The sequence below is a fragment of the Pectobacterium carotovorum genome (genome assembly GCF_033898505.1).
Classification (GTDB): domain Bacteria; phylum Pseudomonadota; class Gammaproteobacteria; order Enterobacterales; family Enterobacteriaceae; genus Pectobacterium; species Pectobacterium carotovorum_J.
Genome location: NZ_JAXAFK010000003.1, coordinates 212,774 through 227,995, shown reverse-complemented (window position 1 = coordinate 227,995; position 15,222 = coordinate 212,774). Strand labels below are relative to the sequence as shown.

Annotated in this window: 15 protein-coding genes and 1 pseudogene; 8 read left to right on the top strand and 8 right to left on the bottom strand. The window is 50.0% G+C overall.

The genetic code is table 11. The features are described from left to right. Positions 1-352 precede the first annotated feature (352 nt). The 4 genes and pseudogenes from R9X49_RS15760 to R9X49_RS15745 all read left to right on the top strand — a co-directional run bounded on the left by R9X49_RS15760 (position 353) and on the right by R9X49_RS15745 (position 2,521). Positions 353-1,213, top strand: coding sequence for a hypothetical protein (locus R9X49_RS15760; protein WP_319849290.1), 861 nt, complete (start codon positions 353-355; stop codon positions 1,211-1,213). Next, complete coding sequence (locus R9X49_RS15755; RefSeq protein ID WP_319849289.1) at positions 1,206-1,610, top strand: DUF1240 domain-containing protein; 405 nt, start codon at positions 1,206-1,208, stop codon at positions 1,608-1,610. The genes R9X49_RS15760 and R9X49_RS15755 overlap by 8 nt, the downstream gene beginning before the upstream one ends. Positions 1,611-1,657: 47 nt before the next feature. Further along, positions 1,658-2,060 (top strand): annotated as a pseudogene (locus R9X49_RS15750) (DUF1240 domain-containing protein). Between the two features lie 56 nt (positions 2,061-2,116). Further along, positions 2,117-2,521: a DUF1240 domain-containing protein gene (locus tag R9X49_RS15745; RefSeq protein WP_319849288.1), complete on the top strand. Its 405-nt coding sequence runs from the start codon at positions 2,117-2,119 to the stop codon at positions 2,519-2,521. Between the two features lie 45 nt (positions 2,522-2,566). On the opposite strand, the gene R9X49_RS15740 is transcribed toward R9X49_RS15745, so the two are convergent. The 5 genes from R9X49_RS15740 to R9X49_RS15720 form a co-directional block, all read right to left on the bottom strand. Continuing rightward, positions 2,567-3,046 carry an Hcp family type VI secretion system effector gene (locus R9X49_RS15740; protein ID WP_010295094.1) on the bottom strand — a complete coding sequence of 160 codons (480 nt, stop codon included), beginning with the start codon at positions 3,044-3,046 and terminating at the stop codon, positions 2,567-2,569. 124 nt (positions 3,047-3,170) lie between these two features. After that, positions 3,171-3,668 carry a M48 family metallopeptidase gene (locus tag R9X49_RS15735; RefSeq protein ID WP_225085719.1) on the bottom strand — a complete coding sequence of 166 codons (498 nt, stop codon included), beginning with the start codon at positions 3,666-3,668 and terminating at the stop codon, positions 3,171-3,173. An 83-nt stretch (positions 3,669-3,751) separates the two neighbouring features. Beyond that, positions 3,752-4,945 (bottom strand): aromatic amino acid transaminase, encoded by a 1,194-nt coding sequence (locus tag R9X49_RS15730; protein ID WP_180741595.1) that lies wholly within the window; start codon positions 4,943-4,945, stop codon positions 3,752-3,754. Between the two features lie 64 nt (positions 4,946-5,009). Further along, on the bottom strand, positions 5,010-5,624 hold the full coding sequence (locus R9X49_RS15725; protein WP_319849287.1) for a YitT family protein: 615 nt from the start codon (positions 5,622-5,624) through the stop codon (positions 5,010-5,012). A gap of 250 nt (positions 5,625-5,874) precedes the next feature. Beyond that, entirely contained in the window at positions 5,875-6,354 is a 480-nt protein-coding gene (locus tag R9X49_RS15720) for an Lrp/AsnC family transcriptional regulator (protein ID WP_319849286.1), read from the bottom strand. 364 nt (positions 6,355-6,718) lie between these two features. On the opposite strand from R9X49_RS15720, the gene R9X49_RS15715 reads away from it, so the two are divergent. After that, positions 6,719-8,104 carry an amino acid permease gene (locus R9X49_RS15715; protein ID WP_319849285.1) on the top strand — a complete coding sequence of 462 codons (1,386 nt, stop codon included), beginning with the start codon at positions 6,719-6,721 and terminating at the stop codon, positions 8,102-8,104. 40 nt (positions 8,105-8,144) lie between these two features. Further along, positions 8,145-8,906: a transporter substrate-binding domain-containing protein gene (locus R9X49_RS15710; protein WP_319849284.1), complete on the top strand. Its 762-nt coding sequence runs from the start codon at positions 8,145-8,147 to the stop codon at positions 8,904-8,906. 77 nt (positions 8,907-8,983) lie between these two features. On the opposite strand, the gene R9X49_RS15705 is transcribed toward R9X49_RS15710, so the two are convergent. The 3 genes from R9X49_RS15705 to dnaB are packed head-to-tail and all read right to left on the bottom strand — an operon-like array spanning position 8,984 to position 12,148. Beyond that, the gene (locus tag R9X49_RS15705) at positions 8,984-9,625 is read right to left on the bottom strand and encodes a hypothetical protein (protein WP_319849283.1); all 642 of its coding nucleotides are present in this window, start codon (positions 9,623-9,625) and stop codon (positions 8,984-8,986) included. Continuing rightward, positions 9,618-10,700, bottom strand: a complete 1,083-nt coding sequence (gene alr, locus R9X49_RS15700) for an alanine racemase (RefSeq protein WP_319849282.1) — start codon at positions 10,698-10,700, stop codon at positions 9,618-9,620. Before alr ends, R9X49_RS15705 begins: the two co-directional genes overlap by 8 nt. Before the next feature lie 41 nt (positions 10,701-10,741). Continuing rightward, a complete protein-coding gene (gene dnaB, locus R9X49_RS15695; protein WP_010279223.1) occupies positions 10,742-12,148 on the bottom strand; it encodes a replicative DNA helicase in 1,407 nt (468 codons plus the stop codon). A gap of 248 nt (positions 12,149-12,396) precedes the next feature. Here dnaB and R9X49_RS15690 point away from each other — a divergent pair, with 248 nt between their 5' ends. Both R9X49_RS15690 and R9X49_RS15685 read left to right on the top strand, forming a co-directional pair. Further along, complete coding sequence (locus R9X49_RS15690; protein WP_319849281.1) at positions 12,397-13,383, top strand: quinone oxidoreductase; 987 nt, start codon at positions 12,397-12,399, stop codon at positions 13,381-13,383. 376 nt (positions 13,384-13,759) lie between these two features. Further along, positions 13,760-15,148 (top strand): cytochrome P450, encoded by a 1,389-nt coding sequence (locus R9X49_RS15685; protein WP_319849280.1) that lies wholly within the window; start codon positions 13,760-13,762, stop codon positions 15,146-15,148. Positions 15,149-15,222 lie beyond the last annotated feature (74 nt).

The window sequence follows — 15,222 nt, the reverse complement described above, 5'->3', positions numbered from 1 at the left end:
GTCGTGACGTTCCGCGACCCGGGTTCACTGCCGGACAGGCAGCTTAGAAAAGAATATCCAGCCGGGTCACTTTAGCGACGGTGTTCACTGCCGAACAGGCAGTTCATCCACGACATTAAGCGCTGTTGTCTGGCTATTATCGAGGTAGTACTGCGCCAGCGCTCACCCCCTTAAATAACGCATATTGATGGCCTTCTTTCGTAACGTTTTTAAGTAATCAGTTTCTTTTTGAGGGAATGAAAATTGCGGGTTGGGCATTATTACCATTTAAAAATCATCATTTTTCCGTTAAAGTATCCTTACAGGGAAATAGCACGGTGACTTAAGTCAAATTCAAAGGAGTGAGGTGACTGTGAAATACGATCCTGTTTTAAAAACGCTTGTGGATGATGACTATCGGCTAGAGGATCATCTTGATTTCAAAAAGCAGCATGCAGATATTAATTATCAGAAATTACATGCTCAACTAAATGAAATAAATAACGATAATATTCATGCCATATTGACTGCGCAGGAAGCGACGTATTTTTTAAAGACGTTATGCACTCCCAATCCTCATGACTCCTGGAAAACGGCAATATTTGGCTGCACTGATCCGGTTTCATCGTTTGCTGGAAATATTGCAGAAGCGGTATCTGTAAGCAAAATCGTGATGGAGATGAGAGGGTTTGGCGTAACGGCAACGGAATATGTCGGAAAAAATGGTAGCAAATACATAAAACTGTCTGGCTATCCGGGAGTAAGAAAATATTTAGATGCCACCCGATATTTAGTCGGTAACCAAAAAATACTCGATATGGGGATTGGTACGAAAGGCATTGAAAGCGGTATTGCGACTGGAGCAAGGTTCTGTATTGTATTTTCAGGCGCTTATCGAGCCATTGAGTTGATGGTGAAAGACGAATACGCACTAACCGATTTCTTTGTTAATTTAACGATGGATGCGGCAAAATTAGCGGTATCGGTTGGAGTTGCCTGGGGTGCGAAAATGGCAGCTACCTCGGTAATGGTGGCCACAGGAGGTAGTGTTATTATTATTGCTGGTGGTATATTTTTACTTGGGGTTATTGTCAGTTTTTCATTACTCTGGCTAGATAATGAATATAAAATAAGTGAGATGATAATAAAAAATTTAAAGTCACATAAAAAACAGTATACGCCATATCATCCCGATCAATTCTTTCATGCTTGGGGGAGGTACAGTCGTGGTTAAGGTAAACAGACCATTAGCTGGCGCATTTGCAGTTTTTATTTTTCTATTGACATGTTTTACTGGTTGGTTTTCTTTTAATTCATATTTGGATATTTTACAGTTAAATGATGTGATAGTGTTTTCATGGAAAGTTGGGTTGATGGTATTTGGTTCTCCTTTGCTATTCTATTTTTCATATTTATTTTTTTATTCCGCAATAAATAATAAAGTGGCGAAAATTAATAATAAATTTGGAGGGGCATTATTTATAATAATGCTCGTTGGTGCTGTAATTAGCTCATTCTCATCTTTCTACATGTCTTATAATTTTAGAGATTATGGTTATGAAATATGCCCTAAAATATCTTGGATGGATCCTAATAAATATGTGAAAGACACCGCTCTTTGTAAAGAGTAAAAATGGTATGAGGGAATGCTTTTTCATGCATAGGGGGATAGCCAGTCGTGACTAAGATAAACAGACCATTCTTTTCATATACTCGATTTTTATTTTCTTTCTTTCATGCTGGGGAGGATGGTTTTCTTTAAGTGGATATATTGATTTCTTTAATCTAAATAACGTTGTTTCATTTTCATGGAAACTCGGAGTCATAATTTTTCTAGTGCCAATAGTGTTTCAATTTTCTTACTTTGGTTTTTTTCTGCGATAAAAAACAGACCAATTAAAATGAATAATAAAATTTCAAATGCATTGGTCATTTTTGCTATTTTTGGTGCTGTGGTGAGTTTGTTTTCATCTATGTATATTTCTTATAGTCTTAATGATCAGGGTTATAAAGTCTGCCCCAAGAGCTCATGGATAGCGCCTAATAAATATGTTAAAGACATCGCTCTTTGTAAAGAGTAAGAAGAAAAGTGGACGTCTGATAGGGAATGCTCTTCATCCTTGGGAGATAGTCAGTCGTGGTTAAGGTAAACAGGCCATTAGTTGGCGCTTTTGCAGTTTTTATTTTTCTATTAACATGCTTTACTGGTTGGTTTTCTTTTAATTCATATTTGGATATTTTACAGTTAAGTGATGTGATCGTGTTTTCATGGAAGGTTGGGTTAATGGTATTTGGTTCTCCTTTGCTATTCTATTTCTCGTATTTAGGGTTTTATATGGCAATAAAAAACAAACCTATAGGAATGCATGGAATATTTGCAAATGTGTGCGGTTATTTGTTTTTTATTGGTGTTGTTATTAGTTTTGTTGCATCTATGTACATATCTTTTAACTTTAGAAGTTATGGTTATGAAATATGTCCGAAAATATCATGGATGGATCCCAATAAGTATGTAAAAAATATCGCTCTTTGTAATGAATAACAAGCACACCTGATAAGATGCGCTTGTTATCAAAGGTCATAAATCTCAGAGACTCATTTCCTCCCAAATGCTGTAACCCGAGGTTCCTGCGATTTTGTGGTTCCATGCGATGGTTTTATATTTTAGCTGGACTTTTTCATACGGCATGATGTCGTTGTTATCGATGACGTGTGGATAGACACAGGTGACGTCGACAATACTTGCATCGGTTAAGGTGACTTCATAATAAAGCTCTAGCTGCCCAGCGGAATTGACGCGGTAAAAATAAAATGTCACATCAACCTTTTCATTATAAGAGATTGCCATTCCTAATAACGGGGACGATTTATCGATTGGTTTAATAAAATGAATCGGATGATGGGCGACATTCTGATCGCGGCTGATGCTATGGTTTAAGCCTAATACTTGTATTTGATCTTCATGGCCCGTTTGGTAGCGATTACCAATTGAATCGAGCGTCGAGCAACCCGATGATATTAAACCCTGCTTTTGACCATTAATGCTGGCGTAAATCAAATTAGCCATATCAAATCCTTATGAGAAAATTTATCAATAGGCTGAGTGAGAATATATCAATCATCAGCTCGGAAATAATACGGCTAAGGCAACGTCAAAGCAAAGCGAACAATCATAAAAGGTGAATTCAGACCTAACCTGCACTTATTTCTCGCCAGTTGAGCCAGAGTCGCATATCAAATTCCAACTGGTGATAATCAGGATCCATATGGCAACAAAGTTGGTAAAAGGCTTTGTTGTGGTCTTTTTCTTTGAGGTGGGCGAGTTCGTGTATCACGATCATCCGCAGGAAATCTTCCGGCCCGTCACGAAATAGCGTCGCTATTCGGATTTCGTTATTGGATTTTAATTTTCCGCCCTGTACGCGCGCCACAAACGTATTGGTTCCCAGCGTTCCTTTTATCGGATTCTGTTTGTTGTCGTAGAGCACCTTTGATATTGCGGGGGCGTTTTTCAGATAGCGCTGTTTCAGCTCGGCGACAAACTGATAGAGCGACTTGTCACTCTGGATCGGATGGCGGTCAGGGTATCTTTTTTCCAGCCAGGGGCCAAGTTTGCCTTGATCGAGGAGCGTTTGAACTTGGGCAACAATCGCCGGAGGGTAACCGTTCAGGTAGCGTAGTTGGGTCATGGGATTTTTATCACAAAAGCCACTGAGTTAAGCGAGTTCACAACGGTGAGTCGATTAAGCCAGTGGCGTTGTCGTTTTACAATTTACTGAATTGCGGCGAAAGCCGCAGCGACGCGCTGGACGTTGCTGTGGTTTAGCCCCGCCATACACATACGGCCGCTGGCGATCAGATAGACGCCGAATTCTTCACGCAGACGATCAACCTGCTCCGGGCTAAAACCGGTATAGCTGAACATGCCGCGCTGAGTGAGCAGGTAGTCAAAGTTGCGGTTCGGCAGCGCGTTTTTCAGTGCTGAAACCAGCTCCTGACGCATGCTCAGAATGCGGGTGCGCATCTCTTCGACTTCCGCTTTCCAGTCGGCGTTCAACTGCGCGTCGTTCAGGACTTTAGACACCACCTGTGCGCCGAAATTCGGCGGGGAAGAGTAGTTGCGGCGGACGGTCGCTTTTAACTGACCTAGCACGCGCTGTGCGCTGTCGGCATCGTCACACACCACAGAAAGGCCGCCGACGCGCTCGCTATACAGTGAGAAAATCTTGGAGAACGAGTTGGCGATGAGTGCCGGAACGCCCGCGCTGGCAACGGCGCGAATCGCATAGGCATCCTGCTCAATCCCGAGGCCAAAGCCCTGATAGGCGATGTCCATAAACGGAATCAGCTCACGCTGGATGATGACCTCAATGACGCGATCCCACTGTTCGGTGGTGAGGTCTGACCCCGTAGGGTTGTGGCAGCACGGGTGCAGCAGCACGATGCTGCGCGCTGGCAGCGTTTGCAGCGTGGCAAGCATGGCGTCAAATTTCACGCCCAGACTTTCGCCATCGAAATACGGGTAGGTGTGAACGTTAAAGCCCGCGCCCTCAAAAATCGCAATATGGTTTTCCCATGTTGGATCGCTGACCCATACTTCTGAATCCGGGAAGTAACGTTTCAGGAAATCCGCACCCACTTTCAGCGCACCGGAACCGCCCAACGTTTGGATGGTGGCGATGCGACCCGCTTCCAGCGCCGCGTGGTTTTCACCAAATAGCAGGTGTTGGATCGCAGTACGGTAAGGCTGTAACCCTTCCATCGGCAGATAAGAGCTTGCGCTCTGAGCCGGCTGTTTCAGGCTACTTTCTGCCGCGCTGACGGAGCGCAGCTGCGGGATAATATTCTGCTCGTTGTAGTAGAGCCCGATACTCAAATTGATCTTATCTGCTCTTGGATCCTGTTTGAATTTTTCCATCAGAGACAGGATAGGATCTCCGGCATAGGTATCAACGTTTTGAAACACAGTATAGCTCTCCTGAGTGTGTCATTTTTATGGGTACCGCAACCCCGACGATGGTGGGGGACAATCAGGCCGCGTAACGGCCGGGGCGATGATTCATCGCGATAATCAGGTTCAGAATGGTTGCCCCCAGAATCGAAGCAATCAACATCGGTATGCTTACCACGAACAGGGAAGTCAGCACAATCACAACGTCAACGCCCATCTGGAGTTTTCCTGCCCGCAGGCCGTATTTGTCCTGAAGATAGAGCGCCAGAATATTCACACCGCCGAGGCTGGCCTTATGACGAAACAGCACCACGAAGCCGATTCCGGTGATGATATTGCCGAACAGCGTGGCGTAGAACGGGTTGAGCTGATCGAAATGAACGAACATCGGGTGCAGGTCGGAAAACAGAGAAACCAGCCCGACGGCGCAGAAGGTTTTCACCGTGAATGCCCACCCCATGCGGCGTAAAGCCAGATAATAAAAAGGCAGGTTCAGCAGGAAAAAGGCGACGCCAAAGGAGACGTTGGTCAGATAGTGGATAAGGAAAGCCATGCCTGCGGTGCCGCCAGTGAGCGCACCTGCCTGACGTAGCAGAATGACGCCAAATGACACCATCAGCGTGCCGAACAGTATTGCCAGAATATCTTCCAGCAACGTGTGTGATATTTTTTGTGTGGGAATAACGTTATCCATGGTGAGCACTCAACAGACTGTCGTAAAAACATGTGCTTACCAAAGCAAGAATCGCACCAGATAGTGAAAATTAGCGGTGGGTCTGTATGTAATATCGCCACTGATAAGAGCAACGTATTGAATTATATGAATGAAAATAATGCGTGATTCATGCGAATATTATTCTTTATTTGGTTGATTCGTGCATTTAATTTGAATTTTTTGCGTGAATCATTCCTTTTTTGCACCAAATAGAGGCGGTTGCCCTAATTCAGGGCAACGCAGGCAGTTCCGGCATCATCAAACCGTTTTCTTTGAGGCGGTTTAATACTACTGAGGTTTTCAGGTGCGCGACGCTCTTGTTCTGCGACAGAATCTGGCTAATCAGTGTGCTGAGCCCTGGCAGATCCGCCACGGCGACTTTTAACAGATAGTCGGCATCGCCCGTGGTTTTATAGGCGTCGATGATGGCGTCCACTTCTCCCAGCATTTGGTGAAAGCGCTCAACGTATTCGCTGGTGTGGTTGATCAACCGCACCTCAATTAATCCCAGACACTCCAGTCCGACCGCGTTCGGCGACAGGCGGGCATGGTAGCCGAGAATCAGCTGTGCCTGTTCTAGCGCGATGCGACGGCGGGAACACTGCGAGGCGGAAAGCCCAACCAGATCGCTCAATTCCTGATTGGTCAGGCGGCCGTTAGTTTGTAGCAGCGTCAGGATTTTCAGATCGAAATCATCAATGGTGTACATCGCGTTCCCTAAACAGTGTCAGGCAGTGAGCCAAACAGACTACCAGTTTTTTAGGGCTCGTTGCCTATGAGTTTTTTATCGTAGCAAGGTACCTTTTCATCCGTGTGCACCATGATAGGTCATGTTCATGCATCGAAGAGGGATGAATGATTGAATTTCGTGCATTGGTGTCTTTTATTTGCACTAAGTGTGGGTGTTTTTTGGGTTGAATGCGCGATGTGTGAAATTGTTGTCATAAATAAATTATGAAAATTTTCATTGTGTTACTAGCAATAGTGAGTCTGTCTACAGACTAAGGACGGTTATCTGGCCTGATAGTTGCTAAACCCTCTCGGTTTGAATTTTATTGCTGACGGGGAAAATCATGGATACAGAACATGCAGAAGGGCAGTTGAAAAGAGGTCTGAAGAATCGTCATATTCAACTGATAGCACTGGGGGGCGCAGTCGGAACCGGGCTATTTTTAGGGATCGCGCAGACGATCAAAATGGCTGGGCCATCGGTACTACTGGGTTATGCGATTGCTGGCGTCATTGCATTTTTTATCATGCGGCAACTGGGTGAGATGGTTGTAGAGGAACCGGTTGCTGGCTCATTTAGCCACTTTGCCTATAAGTACTGGGGGAGTTTTGCCGGATTTATGTCCGGCTGGAACTATTGGGTGCTGTATGTCCTGGTAAGTATGGCTGAATTAACGGCCGTCGGGATTTATATCCAATATTGGTGGCCAGATGTACCAACCTGGGTCTCTGCGGGGATATTCTTCTTGCTGATCAATGCGATCAACCTGACCAGCGTTAAGGTATATGGCGAAATGGAATTCTGGTTTTCGATCATAAAGGTGGCGGCGATCATGGGGATGATCGCTTTTGGATGCTATTTGCTGTTCAGCGGCGCGGGTGGTCCAGATGCTAGCGTCGCGAATCTGTGGCAACACGGAGGCTTTTTCCCGAACGGTGTGAGTGGCATGGTGATGGCGATGGCGGTGATCATGTTCTCTTTCGGCGGGCTGGAACTGGTGGGGATCACCGCTGCTGAGGCGGACGATCCGCAAAACAGCATTCCGCGTGCGACGAATCAGGTTATTTACCGCATTCTCCTATTTTATGTTGGCGCGCTGGCGGTGCTGTTATCACTGTACCCGTGGGGGAAAGTGGTTGAAGGCGGTAGCCCATTTGTCATGATTTTTCATGCTTTGGATAGCAACGTTGTCGCGACCGTGCTGAATCTGGTGGTGCTGTCTGCTGCGTTATCGGTTTATAACAGCTGTGTGTACTGCAATAGTCGCATGTTGTTTGGGTTGGCTAAGCAAGGGAACGCTCCGCGTGCGCTGTTGAAGGTCAATCAGCGCGGTATCCCGCTGGCGGCGCTTGGCGTCTCCGCTTTAGCGACGGCAGGGTGTGTGCTCATCAACTACCTGATGCCGGGTAAAGCCTTTGAGCTGCTGATGGCGTTGGTGGTGTCTGCTCTGGTTATCAACTGGGCGATGATTTGCATTACTCACCTGAAGTTCCGTGCCGCGAAAAAGCAAGCACGGCAGGAAACGCGCTTTAAAAGTTTGGGTTACCCCGTGACGAACGTCATTTGCCTGCTGTTTCTGGCGGGAATTCTGGTCATTATGGCGATGACGCCGGGTATCCAGATTTCGGTGCTGCTGATCCCCTTTTGGCTGCTGGCGCTGGGTGTGAGTTATAGAATGAAAAAGAAAGGTAGCACGTCGAATTCGCCGCTAATAAAAGCAGATACCTAATATCAGGTGTTTTATCGGTATACATTGACAGGGGAACGTAATGAAAAAGTGTTGGTTGGCGTTATTACTGGTCGCTGGGGGAGCGAGTGCGCAGTCGCATCTGGATGCCGTTCAGCAGCAAGGTGTGTTAACTGTCTGCACGACAGGGGATTACAAGCCCTATTCGTTCTTACGCTCAGACGGTGGCTATGAAGGGATTGATATCTCCATGGCGGAGTCACTGGCAAAAAGTCTGGGTGTAAAACTTAACTGGGTACAAACCACCTGGAAAACGCTGATGACGGACTTTCAGGCGGGAAAATGTGATATCGCGATGGGGGGGATTTCCGTTACCTTACAGCGACAAAAGAATGTGTTCTTTACCCAACCGTTAGATGTGGACGGCAAGATACCGCTGGTTCGCTGTGAGAACAAGGATCGTTACCAAACTATTGAGCAGCTTAATCGCCCGACGGTGCGATTAATCGAACCCGCGGGCGGCACCAATGAGGCTTTTGCTCATGCCTTTTTACCGCAAGCTGCATTAACACTGCATGACAACGTGACGATTTTTCAGCAACTGGTGGACAAAAAAGCGGATGTGATGATCACAGAGGCGTCCGAGGCTTTATTTCAGCAGAAACAGCATCCTGAACTGTGTGCGATTAACCCTGCTCAGCCGCTGCAATACGGTGAAAAAGCCTACATGCTGCCTCGTGATGATATGAGCTGGAAACTTTATGTCGATCAATGGCTACATCTGACCAAAGCGACGGGAGAATACCAAAAGATCGTCGGTGAGTGGTTGGCTGTGGCACCGTAAGAGGCGATATCTCGTCAATGAACGGCGCCAGTTACTGCTGGCGACCGTTCTGCCGCGCAAAATGCTCTGCATGAGGCTCAGTCAGCAATGATGATCCGTTCGTCATTGTCTCCCAGACAGACACTTAACTGCTGCCCGTCAGGACTAAAGGCGCAGTAGGGAAGGGGTTCACGTAGGTAGAGATGCAACGGAAGCGCGAGATAAAGCGCGATCAATAGCAATGCAGCGACGGCTTTAGCATACGTTGGGCGTGGAGCGACTGGGTTGTGCCGCGCGTGTCGATATTTCACGATGCCGATAGCGGCCATGCCTGCGCCTACCAGCATGGAAACATACAGTTCACCGGGCATGGGTGAGAGAATCACATTGTCGTTTTCATACTCCTGCCAATATTGAACCCGCCACAGGGCGCTGATGCCGATTTGTACCAGTCCCGCAAGTACCCAGGCAACACGCCATCCCGAGAGCCGAAAGAGCGCCAGAAAGCAGAATCCCGACGCAGCAAAAGACCAGTAAATCAGATCGAACATCGCGCTAAACATGCCGCCAAACAGCGTGCCGCCGACATCCGTCGGTTTCAGGGTAGAGTAATTAATGAAGGCAAACAGCGTCAGGATAGCGGATGCGGCAAACCAGCTTGCCGCATAGTAGATAACCCGTCTGAAAGCCGGCAAGCCATGAGTCTGCCGATAAAAACCAACCAGTCCGTTTTTACTCACCGTCGACGTATTCCAATACGGTGCGCTGGGTTAAGCGCGTAATCAGTTCGTAGGCGCTGGCGCCTGTATGCGCAGCAATACGTTCAACCGGTAGCGTCGGCCCCCACAGGATGACCTCATCGCCGACCTTGTCCTGCGCATCCGGCCCTAAATCCACTGTGATCATATCCATCGACACGCGGCCGGAAAGCGGTACTTCGCGACCATTGACGAGCACAGGCGTACCGGCTGGCGCGCAGCGCGGGTAGCCATCGCCGTAGCCGACGGCGACCACGCCCAGACGGGTATTGCGCGGGCTGGTCCAGGTGCCGCCGTAACCGACCGATTCGCCTGAGTTGTGTTCGCGTACCGCGATCAGGTGAGACGTAAAGGTCATCGCTGGCTGGAAGCCGAAATGTGCGGCGTCTTCGTTATCCAGCGGCGACACGCCATAGAGAATAATGCCGGGACGAACGCGATCGCGGTGCGACTGCGGCCACAGCAGAATACCGCCGGAGGCCGCAATGGACTGTGCGCCGGGTTTACCCTGCGTAAAGGCATCGAAGCAGGCTAGCTGGCGTTCGGTGGTTCCCGCTTCGGGTTCATCGGCGCGGCAAAAGTGGCTCATGATATTGACTGGCTGCACCACATTGCGGCATTCCGTCAGGTGTTGCCAAAACGCATCGGCGTGTTCCGGCAGAACGCCAAGGCGGTGCATGCCGCTATCCAGTTTCATCCACACAGGGATCGGCTGTGGCAGAGTGGCCTGCTCCAGCGCAGCAAGCTGTTCAGGGCTGTGAACGGCGGTTTCTAACTGGTGCTCCACCAGAAGCGGGAGGTCGTCTGCGGAGAAAAAGCCTTCCAGCAGGACGATGGGCTTGGTGATGCCCGCGGCGCGTAGCGCCAGCGCTTCGGAGAGGCGTGCGACGCCGTAGCAATCAGCGTCGCAAAAGGTATGGGCAGCTTCGATCATGCCGTGGCCGTAGGCATTGGCTTTCACGACGGCAACGACCTGACTGCCAGGCGCGAGCTGGCGGATACGTTGCAGGTTGTGGCGCAAAGCTCGCCGGTTAATGACGGCAGTTGCCGTTTTCATTCTTGTTCCTTAGTGCAGTGTTGTCATTGCTGAGCGCTGCGTTATTCATCGTCATATTGTGGGCCGGCATAGTTATCAAAGCGCGACCACTGCCCGTTAAAGGTCAAACGCACGGAACCAATCGGACCGTTACGCTGTTTCCCCAGAATGATTTCAGCGATGCCTTTCAGATCGCTGTTTTCGTGATAAACCTCATCACGATAGATAAACATAATCAGGTCGGCATCCTGCTCGATAGAACCGGATTCACGCAGATCCGAGTTAACCGGGCGCTTATCGGCGCGCTGTTCCAGACTACGGTTAAGCTGCGACAGGGCGACAACCGGAACCTGCAATTCTTTTGCCAGCGCTTTGAGCGAGCGGGAGATTTCCGCAATTTCCAGCGTACGGTTGTCGGACAACGACGGCACGCGCATCAATTGCAGGTAGTCGATCATGATCAGGCTCAGGCCGTCATGTTCACGGAACACGCGGCGGGCGCGGGAACGCACTTCGGTTGGCGTCAGGCCGGAGGAATCATCGATGTACATGTTGCGCTTTTCCAGCAGGATCCCCATGGTGCTGGAAATACGCGCCCAGTCTTCATCGTCCAACTGACCGGTACGAATACGCGTCTGATCCACGCGGGAGAGCGACGCAAGCATACGCATCATGATCTGTTCGCCGGGCATCTCCAAACTGAAGATCAAGACTGGTTTATCCTGCATCATCGCCGCGTTTTCACACAGGTTCATCGCGAAGGTGGTTTTACCCATCGATGGACGTGCGGCGACGATGATCAGGTCAGATTTTTGCAAGCCAGCAGTCTTTTTATCCAGATCCTGATAGCCGGTAGACACGCCGGTTACGCCGTCGTGCGGGCGTTGATACAGCTGCTCGATACGGGAAACGGTATCTTCCAGAATACGGTCGATGCTTTTCGGGCCTTCATCTTTGCTGGCGCGGTTTTCGGCGATCTGGAAGACGCGGGATTCCGCCAGATCGAGCAGATCTTCACTGCTGCGCCCCTGTGGATCGTAACCGGCATCAGCGATCTCATTGGCGACGGAGATCATTTCACGCACCACGGCGCGCTCGCGCACGATATCAGCGTAGGCCCCGATATTCGCGGCACTCGGGGTGTTTTTTGCCAGTTCGGCAAGATAGGCGAAGCCACCGGCGGATTCCAGTGAACCTTGCAGTTCGAGCGATTCGGACAGCGTAATCAGGTCGATCGGTTTGCTCATTTCGAGCAGGCGCTGCATCTCGGTGAAGATTAGGCGGTGGGCGCGGTTATAGAAGTCGTTCGCGACAACACGCTCGGCGACATTATCCCAGCGTTCATTGTCGAGCATCAGGCCACCCAATACCGATTGCTCCGCTTCCAGCGAATGTGGCGGAAGTTTCAGACCTTCCATCTGGCGGTCACGGGGTTCATTCGATTTATTGGTGGGTCTTTTCTCTGCCATGAAACGGGTTCTTTACCGGTTGATTTGCCATTGGATTAGGGGGCATTGTATATGCCACACGTCCGAAATAACACAATATACCCGTCATACTTCAAGTTGCATGTGCGTTGGCTGCGTTTAGTCGCCCGAATCACTTACCGATGTAAGCTCATCGGGACTCCCTCGCTTGCCGCCTGCCTGAAACTCGAATTATTTAGGGTATACGTATTATAGAGAGACGATGAACCCGTCACGATTAAGGAGATAACATGGCAAAACGCGTTCAGTTCCGGGCTTATGGTGGCCCTGAGGTTCTGCAATATGTGGATTTCACGCCTGCCGAACCCGCAGCGGGAGAGGTTCAGGTTGAGAACCGCGCCATTGGCATTAATTTTATTGATACCTATATTCGCAGCGGTTTGTATCCGGTGCCGGATTTACCGTCCGGGCTGGGAACCGAAGCGGCGGGCGTCGTGACGAAAGTCGGGGCAGGGGTTAGCGTGCTGAAAGTCGGCGATCGCGTCGTGTATGCGCAGTCCGGGCTGGGCGCGTATAGCGAGGTACATAACGTGGTCGCGGAGAAAGTTGCGCTGCTGCCGGATGCCATCAGCTTTGAGCAGGCGGCGGCCTCTTTCCTGAAAGGACTGACGGTTTACTACCTGCTGCGTCAGACGTATGAAATCAAACCGAATGAGGTCTTCCTGTTCCATGCCGCAGCGGGCGGCGTTGGGCTGATCGCCTGCCAGTGGGCGAAGGCGCTGGGGGCGAAGCTGATCGGGACGGTGGGCTCCGATGAGAAAGCGGAGCGGGCAAAACAAGCGGGTGCCTGGGCAACCATTAATTACCGTACCGAGAACATTGCACAGCGCGTTGCGGAACTGACCGATGGGCAGAAGGTGAACGTCGTGTATGACTCGGTCGGGAAAGATACCTGGGAAGCCTCGCTCGATAGCCTGCGCCGCCGTGGATTGATGGTCAGCTTCGGCAATGCGTCTGGGCCCGTCACCGGCGTCAATCTGGGGATTCTGAACCAGAAGGGGTCGCTATACGTCACACGTCCGTCGCTGTTTGGTTACGTCACCAATCGTGCTGAACTGGAACAGGCCAGCAATGAACTCTTTTCACTGATCGCCAGCGGAGCGATTACGGTGGACGTGCCACAGAGCCAGAAATTTGCGCTGCCGGAGGCGCAAGCGGCTCATCGGGCGCTGGAAAGCCGTGGCACACAAGGGTCATGTCTGCTGATTCCGGGCTAATCACGTGATGAGGTTATCGCACGTCTCGCGATAACCTCGCCGCTTTCCCTACTGCGGGAAAAGGGCTGTCACGGTATTACTTCTTAACAAAAAAACCAAAACGGACTGTTTGTTTCTTAAACACCCCTCTGTAGGATTTGACGAAAATATAGACTCAGGCAGTCATCCCGATGCTGTGTCTTAATCGTTGTCTGCGCCGTACATCATTGCTATCCCAATCAGCCGCGCCGCTCGCTTGTTTCGCGTGCGGCGGTAAGCATAAATAAACGGCATTTTTTCAAAAAATGGCTCTCTCTTTACCTCTTCGCTATCTCGATGGTTGTTTTCGCAGGCTATTTCTCGCCTGACTTTGAACACACTAAAGAAGGATGTGAGTATGAGATCCATCAAACGCCTGCCAATGCCCCCGACCCGAGGCCTTCTCGGACATGTTGATTACTTAAAACGAAGCGACATCCACTTACAGATGCTGGGATGGAAAGCGCAGTATGGCCGTTTTTATCGCTTAAGGCTGGGGCTGACGTCCGCGATCGTGATTGCTGACGCCGAATGGATTCGTACCATCATGAAATCCCGCCCCGACGAATTTCGGCGTATCAACAGCATTGAGTCTGTTTTTCAGGAAGCCGGGCTGAACGGGGTTTTCTCATCGGAAGGGAAACGGTGGGAGAATCAGCGCAGGCTGACGGAACCGATGTTTCAGCCCGCTCATCTGAAGTATTTCTATCCCAGTCTCAGAAAGGTAACCTCCCGGCTATCTGACCGCTTTACGGCGCTGGCTGAAACCGGGGAGACCGTCGCGCTGGTGGAGGAATTCAAGCGCTACACGGTTGATATCACGTCATTACTGGCTTTTGGTGAAGACGTGAATACGCTTGAGCAGGGGGATAACCCGCTATCGCAAAGTTTACGTCGTCTGTTTCCCGTGATTAACGAGCGCAGTAGTGCTTTGTTTCCTCTATGGCGATACATCAGGAGAGAGCGAGATAAGCAGTTTGATGCAAGTTTGAGCCAGATTCGCGAATACGTTGATGAATTTATTTATCGCCAACGGAAACGCATTCGGTTAAACCCGCAATTAATGGAAACGCCTGAGAATATGCTACAGGTGATGCTCGCCGAGCAGAAAAAAGACGAGACGCTGAAAGACGACGACATTGTGGCGAATGCGATTACGCTTCTTCTCGCGGGGGAGGACACGACGGCGAATACGCTTGCCTGGATGAGTTTCCTGCTTTGCTCGGCACCTTCGGTAGAAGAGTGCGTGTTTCAGGAGTGCAAAGAGGCGGCTGACGGGGCTGGCGCGATCCTTCCGTGGCCGCTTCCGCGTATGCCCTGGCTCACAGCAGCGATGTATGAATCGATGCGGCTCAAGCCCGTTGCACCGCTGCTGTACCTTGAGCCAACGAAGAACACGGTTATTGATGATTTCCTGATCAAAAAGGGGACGCCTCTGCTGCTGATGCTGAATGCGAGCGGGTTCGATGATGCGTTATTTCAGCAGCCCTATGATTTCGTGCCTGAGCGATGGCTTGAGCGCGGAAAGGCGGCTTTTTCCGATCTTCAGCCCTTTGGCGGAGGGCCGCGACTGTGCCCCGGGCGCTCGCTGGCATTAATGGAAGTGAAACTGGGGTTTCATGCACTGTGTAGCGGGTTTCGCGTAGAAGCGCAGCAGCCTGCATCGGCCGTCACGGAGAGTTTCGCCTTTACGGTAACGCCATCGGGTTTTCGTGTGAAGCTACACAAGCGCGAGTCGCTGCAATAGCGAGGTGTGACGGGGTGTGCGGGCGAACGGCTGGAGCTGAGTGCCAGAGCCTGACAATAATACCGACTCGTGAA